Raw genomic sequence first — 16,368 nt, 5'->3', positions numbered from 1 at the left:
GTCATTTCTGGTCTTCCTCGCCGAAATCATGGGTTGTGTGTTTCTGCTGCTCTATCCATGTATCGATGTCCTTTCGGGCGAATCGCCACTGACCTCGCACCTTGAACGCAGGTAGTTCTCCAGCCTGGGCCATGGAGTAGACCGTCTTCTCGCCGACCTTTAAGAGCGTGGCGACCTCTTTAACCGTGAACACTTCTTCCCCAAGCATCTGTTCGCTCCTGAAAAGTGACGACGTGGGCAGGTTGGCCGGCATGGTCCTGGCCCAAGATCGGCAGGAAAGAGCAAACTTTACCAAACAATGGAGTAGTCTACTAAGTGTGTTAAATGTTGCACAACACTAAACACCTGAGGTAGGATGCGCGGCATGAGTAGCTTTGGAGAGACGATTCGCGACCTTCGGGTGGCACAGAGCCTTGGCTTACGCGAGGCGGCAGGCTTAGTCGGCATTTCGCCGGCCTACTTGAGCCGTATCGAGCGTGGTAAGGAGTCTCCGCCTAGGCCTGAGGTCATCAAAGCTCTAGCGAAGGTGCTGGCGGCAGATCCCGACGTGTTGTTCCGCCTATCGCCTTCGACTGACCCTGAAGTCGTCGACTACTTGCACACGCAGCCTGAAGCGATGGCTTTAGTGCGATACCTCAAGGAGGCGTCATTGCCCGCAGAGGACGTCGCAAAGTTGTTGGAGCTTGCCGAGTCGCTGTCTCGCCCTACCAAGTAGAGAACTGGGCAGGAGGCCTGCAGCAGGCGGCCCGAGTGGATAGTGAGGTGTTGCGATTTCAGTGGGAGCGGCTTCAATGCGCGGGGGATAGGCATGGCACGAATCAGAAAAATCCAGATCGCCAACTTCCGCGGCATCCAGCTGCTGACCTGGTGCCCGACGCCTGGCATCAACTGCCTGATCGGCCCGGGCGACAGCGGCAAGTCCACGGTGCTGGACGCGATCGACCTATGCCTGGGGGCCAGACGCAATGTCCAGTTCTCGGATGCTGACTTCTTCGGCCTGGACATCACAACCCCAATCAGCATCACGCTGACGCTCGGCGACCTCGATGACAGCATGAGGACGCTGGAGGGCTTTGGTGCATTCCTGCGCGGATACCACGCCAACACTGGCGTCGTCGAAGACGAGCCCTCTGCCGGCGCGGAGGTTGTGCTCTGCCTGAACCTGACGGTCGCCAGTGACCTGGAGCCCTCGTGGACCCTCGTCTCCGACCGCGCCGCACAGCAAGGCATCGTCAAGACGCTCGCATGGAAGGATCGCGTCGCCCTGGCGCCCACTCGTATCGGCGCGCTGGCGGACTTCAACCTGGGATGGCAGCGCGGCTCGGTACTGAACCGCATCTCGGAAGAGCGAGCCGACGCGTCGGCCGCCCTCGTCAAGGCCGCCAGAGATGCGCGGAGTGCCTTCGGAGACCAGGCCGAACAACAGTTGGGAGAAGCGCTGGGGATCGTCACCGCCACTGCTCAGGAGCTGGGCGTCAACATCGGCGCTAAGGCCAAGGCGCTGCTGGATTCGCATTCGGTGTCGTTCGGTGGCGGCACCATCTCCCTGCACAACGAAAGCGGCATCCCGCTTCGCAGCCTGGGCGTCGGGTCCACGCGTCTGCTTGTCGCTGGCCTACAGCGCAAGGCGGCCGGTCAGGCGTCGATCGTGCTCTCGGACGAACTGGAGTACGGGCTGGAGCCGCACCGCATCGCGAGGTTCTTGGGCTCCCTCGGCGCCAAGGAGGCCGCTGCTCCGCTTCAGGTGTTCCTCACCACCCACTCACCCGTGGCGCTGAGAGAACTGTCTGGCGGCCAGCTCTTCGTGTTGCGCCGCGGCCCCCTCGGCCATGAGGCTCGCCTGGTCGGCGCCGACAATGACATCCAGAGCACGATCCGCCTCTACCCCGAGGCCTTCCTGGCTGGCTCCGTGGTCGTGTGCGAGGGAGCCAGCGAGATAGGCCTGCTGCGCGGGCTGGACTTATACAGGCTTGACCAGGGGAATGCGTCACTGGCTGCATTGGGCGTGGCCCTCGTCGACTGCGGTGGCGGGGAGCCGGATCGACCGTATGCCCGCGCCGCAGCGTTCCAGTCTCTGGGCTACCGGGTGATGGTGCTGCGCGACGACGACAAGAAGCCCACTCCTGCGGTCGAGCAGGCTTTTGTCGAGAACGGTGGCACCGTCGTCGCCTACCGCGCGGGCCGGGCGCTGGAGGACGAGCTGTTCGGCAGTCTCACGCCGGCTGCCTGCCAGAGGCTGATCGGCTACGCCAACGAATTGCATGGCGACCTGATCGTCGAACACCTGCGCACTGTCTCGAACAACACGCTCACCTTCCAGCAGATCTGGGACGAAATCCAGAACACCGGCCTCCTGTCGGCCGAACGCAGGGCCATCCTTGGTCAGGCGGCGCGCATCCGAAAGGCTGGCTGGTTCAAGCAAATCTCGTGGATGGAGGACGTGGCGAGGACCATCGTTGCACCTGACCTGCATCTTTGCGATCAGGGATTCCGCGCTCTGATGGACCAGGTATTCGGGTGGGCCACTGATGGACCACGTTGAAATCGACCTTCGTGCAATCCAACGCGGAACCGTCACCGCACCGGCCGGCTGCGGCAAGACACAGCTGATTGCCCACGCGCTTGCCGGTCATCGGGGCAACAAGCCCATTCTCGTGCTGACACACACGAATGCCGGGGTCGCGGCCTTGCGTGGCCGGCTGGACCGCGCCGGTGTGCCAGCCAGCGCCTATCGATTGAGCACGATCGATGGCTGGGCTATCCGGCTCATCTCGACCTTTCCGGGCCGCAGCGCCCACGATCCGGAGATTCTGCGGCTGGCTGCACCTGCGCGGGACTACCCGGCTATCCGCGACGCCGCCTGGAAGCTCCTGCAGGCCGGGCACGTCAGTGAGGTGCTGAAAGCCTCGTATGCGCATCTGATCGTGGATGAGTACCAGGATTGTTCGGTGCCTCAGCACTACATCGTCTATTTCCTCTCGTTGATCCTGCCGACCTGCGTGCTGGGCGACCCCATGCAGGCGATCTTCGGGTTCCGGGGCAATACGCTGGCCGACTGGAACCAGCACGTGTGCGCGCATTTTCCTGTCGTCGGGGAACTGGCAACGCCCTGGCGATGGCGCAACGCCGGCGCGGAAGCGCTGGGACAATGGTTGTTGGAGGCCCGCCGGTTGTTGGCGGCAGGGCAGTCGGTGGATCTGCGTAGTGGGCCACCGGAGCATGTGACCTGGATGCAGGCCGTACCACCCAACGACCATGCCCAGCGCCTAGCCGCTGCGAGGACGGCATCGCCAACCGCTGACGGGCGCGTGCTCATCATCGCCGATAGCCGCAACCGAGCAGCACAGCAGAACTTTGCGAGCCAGACGCCGGGCGCTTCGACGGTCGAGGCCGTCGATCTGCAAGACCTCATCGCCTTCGCTAGCAACTTTGATGCGGGGGCACCGAATGCTTTCGCGCAGTTACTGGCGCTGGCGCAGAGCGTTATGACCAATGTGGGCGTGGCGGAGTTGACGCGGCGCCTGGAGTCGTTGGCAAAGGGAACTGCAAGGAATCCTCCGAACGAGGCAGAAAGCCGCGCACTGGCGTTCGGGCGCGCGCCCTCTCTCGCTGCGGCCGCCGCGCTGTTGTCGGAACTGCGGGCACTGCCGAACGTACGTGTGCATCGGCCGGCCATCTTCTACGGGATGCTTAAGGCGCTCCGGGAAGCCTCGTCGGGGGCCGTCCCTCTGGCAGAAGCGGCCCGGCGCGTGCGGGAAGAGAACCGGCTGTTGGGGCGCCCGCTACCAAAACGCGCCGTCGGCAGCACGCTGTTGCTCAAGGGGCTGGAAGCCGAAGTCGCGGTGCTGCTAAATATCGAGGGTATGAGCGCACAGAACCTTTACGTCGCCATGACCCGTGGGTCGATGAAGGTCGTAGTGTGTAGTCCTGGTCCAACAATCGGCTAAATGTACTTCTTGAAGCTCGCCGCCACGATGTTCACCGCCAGTCCCAGCAGAAACGCTGCAGGCAGCAGAATCATCAAAGGGTGCAATGACACCGGTAACGCCAGGTAGGTCACCCACGGCAACACCGCCAGCGGCATCAAGGCCGCCTTCGCCCGGTGGTAGACGAAGCCCGATTCCCGCCCCGCGCCGAACTTGCGGATGTCGCGGCGAACCAGTCCATCGACCAGGCCGACGAAGGCCGCGAGCAGGAACAGCGGCAGCGTGAGCACCAAGACCAGCAGGCGGACGATGAATGTCAGGACGGTGAAGCCGGCGGCAATCAGATAGCGCTCGGTCCAGACATAGACCTGGGCGAGGTAATAGCGGAAGTCCCGGTGCACGCCTCGGCTAGGTGCGCTAGCCTGCGCCGAGGCGTCGCGCATCCAGTCCAACAAGCCCGTCTTCACGAAAACCCACTCGTAGGTGCTCTCCACCAGCCAGCGCGCGGTGCGTCCCGGCTCCTGCACAACGGCGCTCCGGGTGAAATGGGTGGAGAGCTGGTTCAGTTCGTAGTCGAGCATGCCCTGCGCGTGGCGCCAGCCCTGGTCGGGCCAAAACAGGTGCATGCCGACGCATTCGATGACGATGGACAGCAGCAGCGAGGCGACCAGTACGCCGAACAGGCGCCACGGCAGCGTGACCACGCTGGCGACCAGGCCGCGTTGGCGTGCCTGCTGTCGCTCGGCGGTCGCGGCGGGCTCTTTCACGATGGGGCCTCTTCATCCGGCGTGCCTTCTTGCACTTCCTCGGCCAGATCCGCTGGCAACGCGTCGTCGTCGTGCAACCGGAGCAGCCCGTTGCCCTCCCACCATTCGCCCGCCTCGGCGTAGTGCTGGCGCATGTAGCCGGCCAGTTGTTGCAGGTCCCGGGGCATGGCTTCGTCCGGATCGGGCGCTGGCAACGGCATGCGGACCTTCCACAGGTTACCGCCTTCGATGAGGGCGAAGCACTGCCCTTTGGGCAGGCCGACCACGTGTGCGGGCTCGATGAGCGGCACGCTCGACGTGCTGATGCGGTCCTGCGCGTTGCTCGTGAAGTCGGTCGGGCCGTGGATGTCGGAACTGTCGGTGGCGCCGCTGACCAGGGTGGTGGTGTAGACCTCCACCTTCGGCAGTTGTCGCGTCAGCAGTTCGGCGGTGGCGGTCTCGCGCACCCGCAGCATGAACAGGTTGTTGAAGTTGCCGATGACCTGGCCGGCCTTGGCGCGATTGCCGATGCGCGCCTCGATGTCCGAGAGCGTCTGCGTATAGGCCGTGACCTGCATGCCTGCACCGCCACCCTTGTTGATGAGCGGGATGAACTCATCGCCCATCAGTTCGTTGAACTCGTCCGCATGGACATTGATGGCGACCTTGGCATTGGCCGATGCTCCAGGCAAGCCATCGTCGATGCCGTGCTTGTAGATGTGCCCCGCTACCGACACCAGGTCGCTGAACATGCTGTTGCCGACGGCCGCCGCCACTTCGGCGTCGGACAGCGCATCCAGCCCCACATAGACCACGGCCCGCTTCCTGATGATTTGCATCCAGTCGAAGATCGGGCGCGGGTCGGACAGGTCGGAGTAGTTCGGCGCGAGCAGTTGCGCGATTTTGCCGGTGGTGAGCTTCTCCAGCAGCGGCAACAGCGAAGCGACGATCTTGTCGAAGTAAGTGCGGTCGTAGCGCACCGCAGAGCGCAGGCCGTCGAGCACCGCGTCGTAGGTTCGCGTCTGCGACAGGTACTGCTCCAGTGCCACCACCCGCTTCTCTCGCCCGACCATGTGGCGCGGGATGGTCTTGTCGTTGAGTCGTCCTTCGAATTGGACGATCACCTCCCAGGCCTTGGGCTCGGTTCTGGCGAAGAAATGCTGGGCGTACTCGATGAACAGCGCGTCGATGTTGACGACGTGCCGCTGGATCAGCAGGTAGTCTGGCCGCTGCCCCAGTTCCACCAAGGCACGCGCGATGATGTTGACGAAGCGCCAGGCGAACTCGCGAAACGCGGCGCTGTTGCCCTCGCCGGAAAGCTGCCCCGCAATGCGGGTGGCGACTTCCGAGATGCGCCCGAACCGGCCCACGGCGTTGTAGCGTGCCGAGATGTCCGGCCAGCCCAGGTGGAAGACGTACATCTCACCCTCGCGTCCGGCGCGCCTGGCTTCGACATACATGCGCTTGAGCAGGTCGGCATCGCCCTTGGGATCGAAGACGATCACCACCTCATGCTCGCCATGGATCTTGCGACGGATGTCCTGGGTGATGAACAGTTCGGCCAGGCGCGTCTTGCCCACTCGCGTGGTACCGAGTACCAGGGTGTGGCCCACACGCTCGCCCAGCGGCAGGGTGACGTCGGTTTCGTGCGGCTCGATGCCATGCAGGCGCGGCATGCCACCCACTGGCGGCAAAGGCCGGACCGGGTTGAGCGGGCTGTCCCAGGCCAATGCCCGCGCCAGCCTAGGCAGCGGCGGAGGCGCGAATTCCAGCCGCTCCTCCAGGCGGCGCGCCAGGCGGTAGAACGTCGTCGGTTCGGCGTAGCGCCGGAACTCGGGCTTGTAGGTCTGCGTCAGCCGATGGGTGTGTCGTTGTTCCCAGCGGAAGCCACGCCCAACGAACAGACGGTACTGGCTCACTGGCACGTCACGGCTCGTCATCACGTAGCGAGGCAGACGACGGATGTGGCGGCGGTACCGCAGGATGGCCCAGGCGTCGCGCAGGCGAATCGCGCCGAAGGCCAGGAAGGCCAGCGCGCTGCCGAGGCCGAGTACCGGATTCAGCGCGAGCGACCACGGTGCCACCACGCACACCACCGCGGCGCCTGCGCATACGGCAACGGTGTATAGCTCCACCGCTGGCCGCAGCAGGACTTCGACGGCGTGCGGCTGGGCCATCGGGCATTCCTCACTGTTCGATGCCGGTGGCGGTCACCAGCACCGGGTAGTGGCGCAGCCCCAGGCGCCCGGCCAGTTCGTCCCCGGACGCCGGCGCCAGCATCAGCCCGGGCGCCAGGGCACGCAGTGCCGCAAGTGCCTGCGGTGACTCGACCTGGACCACCAACCCCACGGCCCCAAGCTCGCGCAGCGCCGGGGCACGCTGGCGCAGCCAGGCATGGGAGCGCTGGTCATCACCAACCAGGAACATCGGCGTGAGCCCCGGCGCCTGGATCGCCCGGGGAGCCACATCGCCAGGGGCCAAATGGGCCGAACGCACCGGCAGCATGGCCGCCTCGCCAGAAGGCCCTTCGGGCAGGCGTGGCATCTCGATCCTGGGTGATGACCGGTTTCCGGTGCGCGGTTGCAGGTCGAGGGCTTGGTAATAAGGCAGCGCGGAGGCCCCGCCGCGATCTTCGACGACGATCAAGGGCGGCGATTGTGCGAAAGCGGCTGGCACGGACACGAGCGGCAGCAAGCCGATCAGCCACGGCACAGCCGGACGGAAGATTCGAGGCTTCATGGCAGGGTTCTCCGGGTATCCGAGCCCCGCGCTGGCTCGCCCAGTACGCGGGCCAGGTGGCGGCCAACACTCTGGCGGTAGCGCGCAGCGGGTGCGCCACCAGCGGGACGGTGGTAGCGGCCGATCGTGATCAGCCAGTCCTGGCCCGGCGCGTGCTGCTCGCGCAGGATCTGCGCGGCCAGCGCCAGGTTCCGATAGGGATCGAGCAGTTCGCAGGGGTGGTCGTAGCGGTGACGCTGGTAGCCCAGATTGATCTGGCCCAGGCCGGCGTCGATGCGGGTGCGCGGCACGTCGCGCAATGCCTGGTGCAGGCCGGCGCAGGCCTCGGTGCGGGTGGCGAACCGATGCGATGCCCCGGCCACGTTGAGCGTCCAGGGCCAGGGCACGAGGCGGTCGTGGTACCGGGTGCCACTCTCCTGCAAGGCCACCGCGTACAACACCGCCGCCGGAATGCCCGCACGCTGTGCCGCGAACTGGTAGGCCGGCGGCGGAACCTCCCCGGCCTTCGCCTGGCCGAGTGCCCAACAAGCCAGCAGCAGGAGCGCGAGACGCGCGAGGCCTACTGTCGCTGCCATTGGCCGCCGACCTGGCGTACGACGGCGGGCAGTTCGCCCTGCAGGCCGAGGGAGAGCCAGCGGCCACCGTCGTGGTTGAGGGTGATGTGCCGGGCGCGCACTTTCGCCGGGTCGATACGGGCCCGGCGTGCCCATTCACGGATGCGCGCGTCGTCTGCGCGACTGCCGACGACATAGACATCGAATTCGACGCCCGACGTCTGCAGCCGCTGCACGGCCTGGTCGCAGGCGGTACAGCCGTCCTTCACGAAGATGGCGGTTCGGTCGGTGCCTGATGCGATGGCGGTGCCCGCGCCGGTCGGCTTGGCCCCGGGTAGGTTGACCCTCGCCATGCCCGGCGCGATCCGTTGCCAGGCGGCGTCGTAGGCACGCTGGTAGGCCAGCGTCTTCTCGACCCGCCGGGCTTCGGCCCGAACCTGCAATTCCGCGTAGCGGCGGCGCTCCTCGTCGGAACGTGCTTCGATGCCAAGGGCGGTGAGCGGGTCGAGGCTGGGCGAGTAGACGCCCAGCGGCCCCTGCATCAACTCGCGATAGCGCGTCCATTCATCCGTGCGCAGCCCCCAGTCCTGCGCCCGCTGTTCGTCGCTGCGAGCGATGGCCGCAGGCGCTTCACGGCTCGGCGCCGTCCTGGTCGCGGTGGTTGCGCCGGTGGGCTGCGCGAGCGCCGCCTGCATGGCGGAGGCGGCCAGCAATGCAACCAGCAACGGCGGGGTCAAGTGGCGCGGGACCATCGGTGTGGGCCTCCTTATCGGGGCGGGATGGGCAGCCTGCGGATCTCGTCTCCCTGCCGGAAGACGGCGCCATCGCGCTCGATCCCGTCCAGTCGCCAGCCACCCTCCGACTCTCCGGCGCGCAGCAGGCGGACATCGGCCAGCCCGGTGCCATCGGCAGGCATCACCGACACGAAGTGTTCTCCCGCACGCAGTTCCACTCCGATCAGGCGGAATGAAGGCTCAACAGGCTTGGGTTGGGCCGCCACAGGTTGGGATGGCCGTGGTGCGGGCAGCTTGGGCTGGCGCGAGACCGGGCGGGCTTCCAGTCGCGCGACGCGGGTTTCCAATGCGTGCAGCGCATCGGTCGCGGCGTGATGGGCCTGCGCCAGCTCGATCGCCGCCAGCCGTTGGTCCAACGCCGCGGTGTCCTGCTCGTAGCGCGCCTGCGGCAAGGCGGCGGGCTGAGTATGGCGTTGTTCGATCCGATGCGAGAGGCCGTCCACTCGGGATTCGAGCAGGGACACCTGCGCGGTGGGCGCGAAGGCCTGGGTCTGTTCAGCCAGCCCGGACAAGGCCATGTGATCCACCAGCACCACCGCGCTGACGAGCAACAACCAGGTTGCGGCGGCGACCCGCAGCAGCGTCGTGCGCTGGCCCGTCGCTGAGTCCCGGATGGTCATGGCGAAACCTCCCGGATCAGCGGAGGGCTCTCCGCCGAACGGTTGATTTCCGGTGGTTTGGGCTCGTGCGGCGTATGAGCCTCCCTGAGGCTGCGGATGAAGCACACCTTCCGCTCACCGTCGTCGACCTGCAGATCCCAGACGGGGCCGGCCAGTGTCAAGAGCGCATCGCGCAGCAGGACCGGGCCGAGCCGGTAGTGAGCCGCCGGCAGCGGCAAGGCCAACAGATCGGCGGACTGCTCATCGCACAGCCGGTAGCCGGAACGCAGGACGAGGTGCCGGAGGGCATCCCCGACGGTGGCGCCCAGCGTGCCGGGGATCTCCACATCCACCACCTGCAGCAACAGGTCGTGCTGGGCCGCCGTCGGCGCGAGTTCAACCAGGGTGTAGCGGCCATACCGCGTCACCGGCACGAACTCCATCACGGCTTCGGGCGCGATGTCGGTGACTTTGGATGCGGGCGTCGGTGGCACGGCGTTCGTCATCGCGCAGCCGCTGGCCATGGCGGCCAGGAGCAAGCCGGGCAAACGGATCAGATGGCTGCGTCCGGCAATACGGAAGGGCTGGCGGGATGGGCGCATGGATCGGTGTCCTGAAACAACGAGCCATCACCATCGCCGCGCCGGCCCTTTGTCACAGCAAACAAAGCGAATCCGTCGGCTCCCGATTTGCCGAAAGCAATGCCGGCAACCACGCGGTTGCCAGGATGCATGTCGGGATCATGCCGCGGCGAATGGTCGGGCCGGGGCGATCTCGCCGCCTAACGCCGCGTCCGATCGTTGATCACGATATAGAAGACAGCCGGCTCGCCGCCTTCATTGCGGAACTCATGCACGCAATCCGAAGGAAAGAACAACGTATCTCCGGCAGCGACGTCGAAGCGCCTTCCGTCGATGACCACGGTAAGCGCCCCCTCATGCACGACGAGAAACTCCTCCACGCCCGCATGGTGCGGGGGGAACTCGACGGACTTGCCCGGAGGCAACACGTTGAAGGCCAGATCGACCGCGCCATCCTCGAACAGCGGCGAAAGAGAACGGCGTTCAAAGCCGGAAGCGGGGTCGTGATAGACCGCCTGGCGCTCCCTGCCATGCAGCCTGGGCTGGCGCGCATGGAATCCCCCCAGGAGTTGAGACAGACTGACCTGCAGTGCGGCGGCAAGCTTGCCCAGCACCGTGGCAGTGGGAACCGAAGCGCCACGTTCGATCTTGGAGATCATCGCGCGGCTCACGCCCGACAACGCCCCGAGCCGATCGAGGGTGAGCTGCGCCTCCAGGCGCAGACGTCGAAGATTGGCTGGGAGCGCTTCGGCGCGCTCACCTTTCTGCCTGGTCTGGGGAGCAGAGGAGTTCGGCATGGGCCGCGATCAAGTCAGGATGGATGCGTGGAGTCTCGATGGCGCTGAAATCGATCGCGCCACGAATTTCTACTATAGTAGAAATTCTCAACTTCAAACAGGAGCATGGCCATGCGTCTTCTGGTGCTGGGTGCAGGTGGGATCGGAGGCTATTTCGGCGGGCGTCTGGCCGCGGCCGGCCTGGACGTGCGTTTCCTGGTCCGGCCGAGACGCGCCGCACAACTCGCCGAAACCGGGCTCGTCATCAAGAGCCCTTTGGGTGACCTGACCCTTCCCGTGAAAACAGTCGTCGAGGCACCGCCTTCCGTGGATGCCGTGCTGCTGGCCTGCAAGGCCTACGATCTTGAGGGCGCGATGGCCGCCATCGCGCCCGCTATCGGTCCCTCGACATGCATCGTTCCGCTGCTCAATGGGGTGCGGCATCTGGATCACCTGGATGCGCGCTTCGGCGCCGAGCGCGTTCTGGGCGGCCTGTGCCATATCGGTGTTGCGCTCGGCCGGCCGGAGAAATCCAGCATCTCAATACGCTGCAGCGCCTCGCCCTCGGCGCACGCACCCACAGCCAGCAGGACGCGGCGCAGGCGCTGCATGGATTGATGGAGCGCGGCGGCTTCGCACTGGTGTTGAGCCAGGACATCCTGCAGGAGATGTGGGAGAAGTTCGTATTCCTCACGACCTATGCCGGCATGACCACGCTGATGCGCGCGCCCGTTGGCGCAATCGTGCAGGCACAAGATGGCGAAGCGCTGGTGCGCCAGATGCTTGGCGAATGCGTGGCGACCGCCGCCGCCTCAGGGTACATCCCATCGCAGGACGCCTATGCCCGCATGTTCACGACGTTGGCCGAGCGCGGGTCCACCGGCACCGCATCGATGCTGCGCGATCTGCAACGTGGTGGCCCCACCGAGCATGAGCACATCATTGGGGACATGCTGCGACGCGCGCATGAAGCTCGACTGGATGCGCCGCTGCTGAGGGTAAGCCTTGCACACATGCAGGCCTACGAGGCGACCCGCATGGCCCATGGCGGTGGATGAGGCCCTGTCTTCCACTTCCCGGATCGATGTCACCGTCAGGATGCCCAAAAAAGAACGGCCCCCGGAGGGGCCGTTGAAGTGAAGCAGTGAAGTTCAGCACACCAACTGTCGTGCCAGCGCGACTTCCACCGAGTCTCCGTCCTGATTCAGGACATCAAGCCCGGACTCCGGCACGTCGCCCGACGTGCTTTGCGACACCATGATCTTCCGGGCCATCAACCCCAGGCAGGTCATCTGCGAGGAGTTGGCGTAGCCGAGGTAGATCACGCGCACCGGCTGCTTCTGGCCGATGCGCCAAGAGCGCCGGGCGGCCTGCTGCAGCGAATAGACGTTGTAGCCGGACTGGAGGAACACGATGGTCGGGAACTCCAATAGGTCCAGGCCGGTTTTCACCAGCTCGGGATTGGTGATGAGCACATCGATGCCGCGGTCCAACTGCTCGGCGATCCAGTCCTCGCGGCGGGAGGCATCCACGCTCGCGCGCAGTACCGCCACCTTGAAGCCTTCCTGCTCCAGCAGCACCCTCAAGCGCGACGTGGTGTCGCGCGTGCCGGTATAGACCGAATAGACCAGGGTCTTGCGACCTTCTGCTTTCTCCTGCTTGCAGATCTCGATCAGCTCGCGTTCCTTGGGCATCACCTCCAGCTCGTTGAACTGAGCCGGCACGAACGCCAAGGTGTTGCGCGTGCGCGGATGCACCACCGTTTCCGACCGGAAGCAGCAGTCCGGCCAGGCCAGCAGCACGTTGAGGACCACACCGAGCAGCGTCGTGTCGCGCTTCGCCAGGGCCTGCTTCAGCTCCTGGGTCAGGCGACCCGCCAGATCGCGGTAGGCCGAGGCCTGCGCCGTGTCCATCGCGACTTCGCGGAACTCCTCGTCGTAGGGCGGCAGCACGTTGCCACCGATGTCCTTCAACTTGAGGAAGACCGTGAACGGCAGGACGCAACGCAGCACGCCCTTGGGACCGAAACCCGGCGCCTTGACCGTGCGCACCGATACCTTGGTGCCCTTGGCCGTCTTGTGCGCCGTGCCGGTGCTCTCGGAATAGATGTCCTTGAGCACGCCGTGATCGCGCATGAACGCCATCGCGGCCGAGGTCATGCTGCCGCTCTTCGTCGGCCGGTAGCCGTCTTCGATCATCCGCCCCGGCAGGGCTCGGAACAGCAGGTGGAACAGGTCATCGCCGTAGCCGCCCATCAGTGTGCCGGTGAGCAGCAGCGTCTTGTGCGCCTTGGCCGCCAACACCCCCATGGCCTGGCCCTGTGCGGAGCCGCCGTTCTTGTACTCGTGCGCCTCGTCGGCGATGAGCAGGTCGAACGTGCCTTGCGGCAGGTACCGTTTGATGAACTCGGACGGCTGGTAGCCGCCTTCGCCGAAGCCGAACTCCATGTTGGCCATCGCGCGTTCCATCCGGTGGGCTTGCCGGTCCGAGAAGACCAGCTCGCCGTTGCCATCCATCAGGTTGATGAACTCGTGGATGTTGTCCCCGAGCATCGATGCGAGGAAGGCGTCACCGAACTTCTGCATCAGCTTCTGCGCGGTGACTTCGCCTATGGTTGGAATACGCTTCAGTGCCTTGAGCACGGTCGAGGACTGGTCGCTGGCGGACAGGCCTCTGGGACGGATCAACGACCACAGCGGTGCACGGCAGTGGCTGCACTTGCGACGGGACTCCTCGGCTTCCAGCTCGACCGGGTTGATCGGCTCGCCGTCGAGGTCGTTGATGACATGCCCGCAATCCGGGCAGGCCCCCACGTCGCCGTGAGGCGTGCGCCGCCGAACGAAGACAGGCTTCCAGTGGAACCCCATCCGCATCCGCACGCGCCCCAGGACGAAGAACTCCTGGCCCTGGGCCGGCGCGCCCAACTGCTCGCGCAGTTTAAGCAGCTTGACCAGCGTGTCCGGGCCGTTGAGCACCCAGACCTTGGCGCTGGCCACCGTCTCCTGGATTTCGCGCCGCCACTTGTAGACCAGGTGGGGTGGCGAGAGCACCAGGGTGCGGCGGTAACCTTCGGCGTTGAGCACGGCGGCGGTGGCAATACCCACCGTCGTCTTGCCGCAGCCCATCTCGCCATTGACGATCGCGGCACGTTCGCCGCGGTCGACCAACAGCTCGGTGACGGCGTGGACCACATCGGCTTGCGCCGGGAACAGCTTGCGCTTCAGCGCGGCGAGGATCAGTTGCCGATGCACCCGCACTTGGCCGGTGTAGACCGGAGGATTGGCGCGGTTGAGCGAGTCGAGCAACTCGTCGCCGAACTCGGACACGAAGTCCTGCAGGCTGAGCGTGAGGGGTGAAGCGGCCGCTTCGAGGAGGTCGCGCTGCACAGCGGTTTCGGGAACGGTTTCGAGATCGAGGGACATGGTGATGCTCCAGAGCAATGGGGCATGCACCTCCCCCACGGGGCGGTGACATGCCCCTGGGTGGGAAGAAAGAAGCGGCAAAGAAAACTGTAGGTGCCGCTGGATGCGGATCAGTATTCGCTGGGCAACAGCAGCGTGGTGACGCTGCGATCCCATTCGGTGATGATCCAAAGCTTCAGGTCGCGCGTGACCTGGTAGGACGAAAACAGACGATCCTCACCGGATTGCAGCGCAGCGTCGTTCAATCGCCGATCGTCGTCGCTCAGGTCGCCCCAGTCGCCATGAAGATGGCGGCGCAGGTACGGCGTGGGGTTGAGCCGGCCCTGTCGGACCAGCTCGTCGACGCCGGCGGTCATGACCACCTGCCCGGGCGAAAAGCGTGCTTGTGACGCGCGGTTGAGGATTGCGAGTGCCATGGTGGTTTCTCCTTCTGGAAGAAGGGGCCACGGCACCCCATCGGGGCAACGTGACCCCGGTGGGTGGATGAAAGCGACGGCGAACCGTCAGGGAACAGGGATCAGCGGATGGTCAGCACTTCGCCCCACGTGGGCGAGCCCAGCGTCAAGTCCCATGCACGAATGACCGGCACGAACTTGTCGGTGAGGATGCGCGTCTCGGCCACGGAGCCATCGTCGCGTTCGGTGTATTCCGTCTGGAGGGTCTTCTCCTTGTGGGTATCACCTTTGACGACGAGCACGCGCCCGCTCTTGGACTTCACTACGCCGGAGATCGCGCCTGCGGCCAAAGCCAGGGCGAGATGCCAGTGCGACAAGGCCCGCGCGGGCGGACGCAGCGATTGCTGCGCGGCGCCCAGGTGCATATCGAGCGCCGGCCAGAGTCCTTGTAGCCGGCCGACTTCATCGGCGAACTGCTCGGGCTCCATCGTCACGCGACAGAAGTGCTCCGGCTCGGCCGGGCTGGCAGGGACGGTGTACGGCAGGAACGGCCATTCGAGCGGCAGCTCATCGGCTTCGGCGTCGCCCTGTCCGATCTGCAGCAGCAGACCGCGCACGGCTTTGACCGACTCCAACGCCTGGTCGCGCTGACGAATCCTGCGACCGAAGATCACCACCTGCTTGAACTGCGTTTCCACCGCACGGTAGATGCGCAGGTCGGCGAAGTGGCGCGTCAGCCATCCGACCAGCTCGGCGTCGAGCACGTAGGACGGCACGATGAAGATCAGCACGCCGCCGTACTGCAGCAGCGGCAGCGCGCGCTGATAGAACAGCTTTTCCAGCCGTGCACGGCCCTGGCCCTGATAGCCGATGTTGCCGTTCACGTCCTTGCTCAGGTCGCCATACGGCGGGTTCAGCCACAGCAGCCCGAAGGACTGGCGCGAGATCAGCGTGTCCATCAGGTCACCGTGGATGCAGCGATCGACCAGTTGCCGTGCGTGGCGGGCACGCTCGGCGTCGTACTCGACGGCGAAGGCCTGGACCTGCTCGCGCCCAAGGGCGTGGGCGGCTTCGGCGATCGCCACGCCTTCGCCGGCGCAGGGATCAAGGATGGACATGGCGCCGGGAGACGGCGCCAGCGCGGACAAGGTCCGCTCCAGCGTCGGCTCGTCGGTGGGGAAGTAGCCGTTACGAATGAAATTGCGCGCCAAGCGCGGAAACATGAGTGCCATGGATTTCTCCTGGTGATGGATGAGGGAAGGCGGGCACGCGCGGCGCGCATGCCCGTGGGGATGGCTCACGCCACACGCCGAAGCGGTGCTTTCGCGGCCAGTTCGTACTGCGTGGCGCCGAGGGTGCCGTTGCGGATCAGCTCGCCCAGCGCCTTCGTCAGCGCCGGGACATCGAGGGCCAGCCGATGGCCTTCCAGCGGCCCGAGGGCCAAGGGAAGACCGGTCAGCATCCGCCGTGTCTGCAACAGCTCCAGCACGGTGTCGCGCCAGTGGTCGAGCAGTGGCAGCGGGCAGGTGTCCTGCACCAGGGTCCACAGCCGGTCGAGCCGGTGAGCGGAATCCCTGGGCAGCAGCGCCAGCGCGCTGGCGTTGGCCTTGTCTGGCTTCACGCAGCGACGATCGAACAGCCACACTGTTGATTTCCATCCAGAAGTGACCCACTAGCCCCCGGTTTTTCCATCTCAATCTGACCCACGCATTAACCCTAGCCTGCTGCTTTTATGTGCAGCAGGAGACCAGGAGTGATTGACGTGGCTACTTTGAGTGTCATCAGGCGCTGGGCTCTGCGTGAGCACCTGTCCATCCGGGAGATCGCCCGCAGAAC

15 protein-coding genes and 3 pseudogenes are annotated in these 16,368 nt (G+C 65.5%); 5 read left to right on the top strand and 13 right to left on the bottom strand.

Features of this window, described 5'->3' with window-relative positions; all coding sequences use genetic code 11:
• Position 1: 1 nt before the first annotated feature.
• Positions 2-208 carry a methylation-associated defense system helix-turn-helix domain-containing protein MAD1 gene (gene mads1, locus SJH88_RS02515; protein ID WP_024889608.1) on the bottom strand — a complete coding sequence of 69 codons (207 nt, stop codon included), beginning with the start codon at positions 206-208 and terminating at the stop codon, positions 2-4.
• A 156-nt stretch (positions 209-364) separates the two neighbouring features.
• Here mads1 and SJH88_RS02510 point away from each other — a divergent pair, with 156 nt between their 5' ends.
• The 3 genes from SJH88_RS02510 (at position 365) to SJH88_RS02500 (ending at position 3,947) form a co-directional block, all read left to right on the top strand.
• On the top strand, positions 365-715 hold the full coding sequence (locus SJH88_RS02510; protein ID WP_024889609.1) for a helix-turn-helix domain-containing protein: 351 nt from the start codon (positions 365-367) through the stop codon (positions 713-715).
• 93 nt (positions 716-808) lie between these two features.
• Positions 809-2,542 (top strand): ATP-dependent nuclease, encoded by a 1,734-nt coding sequence (locus tag SJH88_RS02505; protein WP_150084284.1) that lies wholly within the window; start codon positions 809-811, stop codon positions 2,540-2,542.
• On the top strand, positions 2,529-3,947 hold the full coding sequence (locus tag SJH88_RS02500; protein ID WP_274753520.1) for a UvrD-helicase domain-containing protein: 1,419 nt from the start codon (positions 2,529-2,531) through the stop codon (positions 3,945-3,947). The genes SJH88_RS02505 and SJH88_RS02500 overlap by 14 nt, the downstream gene beginning before the upstream one ends.
• On the opposite strand, the gene SJH88_RS02495 is transcribed toward SJH88_RS02500, so the two are convergent.
• The 8 genes from SJH88_RS02495 to SJH88_RS02460 form a co-directional block, all read right to left on the bottom strand.
• Positions 3,944-4,693 carry a TIGR03747 family integrating conjugative element membrane protein gene (locus tag SJH88_RS02495; RefSeq protein WP_024889612.1) on the bottom strand — a complete coding sequence of 250 codons (750 nt, stop codon included), beginning with the start codon at positions 4,691-4,693 and terminating at the stop codon, positions 3,944-3,946. The genes SJH88_RS02500 and SJH88_RS02495 overlap by 4 nt on opposite strands.
• Entirely contained in the window at positions 4,690-6,849 is a 2,160-nt protein-coding gene (gene traD, locus SJH88_RS02490) for a type IV conjugative transfer system coupling protein TraD (RefSeq protein ID WP_274753519.1), read from the bottom strand. The genes SJH88_RS02495 and traD overlap by 4 nt, the downstream gene beginning before the upstream one ends.
• Positions 6,850-6,859: 10 nt before the next feature.
• Positions 6,860-7,411: an integrating conjugative element protein gene (locus tag SJH88_RS02485; RefSeq protein WP_274753518.1), complete on the bottom strand. Its 552-nt coding sequence runs from the start codon at positions 7,409-7,411 to the stop codon at positions 6,860-6,862.
• Positions 7,408-7,986, bottom strand: a complete 579-nt coding sequence (locus tag SJH88_RS02480; RefSeq protein WP_095377287.1) for a lysozyme family protein — start codon at positions 7,984-7,986, stop codon at positions 7,408-7,410. Before SJH88_RS02480 ends, SJH88_RS02485 begins: the two co-directional genes overlap by 4 nt.
• On the bottom strand, positions 7,971-8,660 hold the full coding sequence (locus tag SJH88_RS02475; protein WP_420921713.1) for a TIGR03759 family integrating conjugative element protein: 690 nt from the start codon (positions 8,658-8,660) through the stop codon (positions 7,971-7,973). Before SJH88_RS02475 ends, SJH88_RS02480 begins: the two co-directional genes overlap by 16 nt.
• Positions 8,661-8,731: 71 nt before the next feature.
• Positions 8,732-9,379 carry a hypothetical protein gene (locus tag SJH88_RS02470; RefSeq protein WP_274753516.1) on the bottom strand — a complete coding sequence of 216 codons (648 nt, stop codon included), beginning with the start codon at positions 9,377-9,379 and terminating at the stop codon, positions 8,732-8,734.
• Entirely contained in the window at positions 9,376-9,960 is a 585-nt protein-coding gene (gene pilL2 / locus SJH88_RS02465) for a PFGI-1 class ICE element type IV pilus protein PilL2 (protein ID WP_274753515.1), read from the bottom strand. Before pilL2 ends, SJH88_RS02470 begins: the two co-directional genes overlap by 4 nt.
• 179 nt (positions 9,961-10,139) lie before the next feature.
• Positions 10,140-10,736 (bottom strand): helix-turn-helix domain-containing protein, encoded by a 597-nt coding sequence (locus tag SJH88_RS02460; protein ID WP_274753514.1) that lies wholly within the window; start codon positions 10,734-10,736, stop codon positions 10,140-10,142.
• Positions 10,737-10,847: 111 nt separating this feature from the next.
• Here SJH88_RS02460 and panE point away from each other — a divergent pair.
• Positions 10,848-11,773, top strand: a pseudogene (panE, locus tag SJH88_RS02455) (2-dehydropantoate 2-reductase).
• 93 nt (positions 11,774-11,866) lie between these two features.
• On the opposite strand, the gene SJH88_RS02450 reads toward panE, so the two are convergent.
• From SJH88_RS02450 to SJH88_RS02435, 4 genes and pseudogenes are all read right to left on the bottom strand, one after another.
• The gene (locus SJH88_RS02450) at positions 11,867-14,137 is read right to left on the bottom strand and encodes a helicase-related protein (RefSeq protein ID WP_274753513.1); all 2,271 of its coding nucleotides are present in this window, start codon (positions 14,135-14,137) and stop codon (positions 11,867-11,869) included.
• Positions 14,138-14,247: 110 nt separating this feature from the next.
• Complete coding sequence (locus SJH88_RS02445; protein WP_274753512.1) at positions 14,248-14,553, bottom strand: hypothetical protein; 306 nt, start codon at positions 14,551-14,553, stop codon at positions 14,248-14,250.
• A 101-nt stretch (positions 14,554-14,654) separates the two neighbouring features.
• On the bottom strand, positions 14,655-15,764 hold the full coding sequence (locus tag SJH88_RS02440) for a DUF6094 domain-containing protein (RefSeq protein ID WP_274753511.1): 1,110 nt from the start codon (positions 15,762-15,764) through the stop codon (positions 14,655-14,657).
• Positions 15,765-15,829: 65 nt separating this feature from the next.
• Positions 15,830-16,192 (bottom strand): annotated as a pseudogene (locus SJH88_RS02435) (hypothetical protein); the annotation flags it as partial.
• A 93-nt stretch (positions 16,193-16,285) separates the two neighbouring features.
• Between SJH88_RS02435 and SJH88_RS02430 the strand changes: the two are divergent.
• Positions 16,286-16,368: pseudogene (locus SJH88_RS02430) on the top strand (XRE family transcriptional regulator); the annotation flags it as partial.

The sequence above is a fragment of the Comamonas sp. GCA5 genome, from assembly GCF_036541385.1.
Lineage (GTDB): Bacteria > Pseudomonadota > Gammaproteobacteria > Burkholderiales > Burkholderiaceae_C > Comamonas > Comamonas aquatica.
This window is presented reverse-complemented; position numbering and strand designations above follow the sequence as displayed.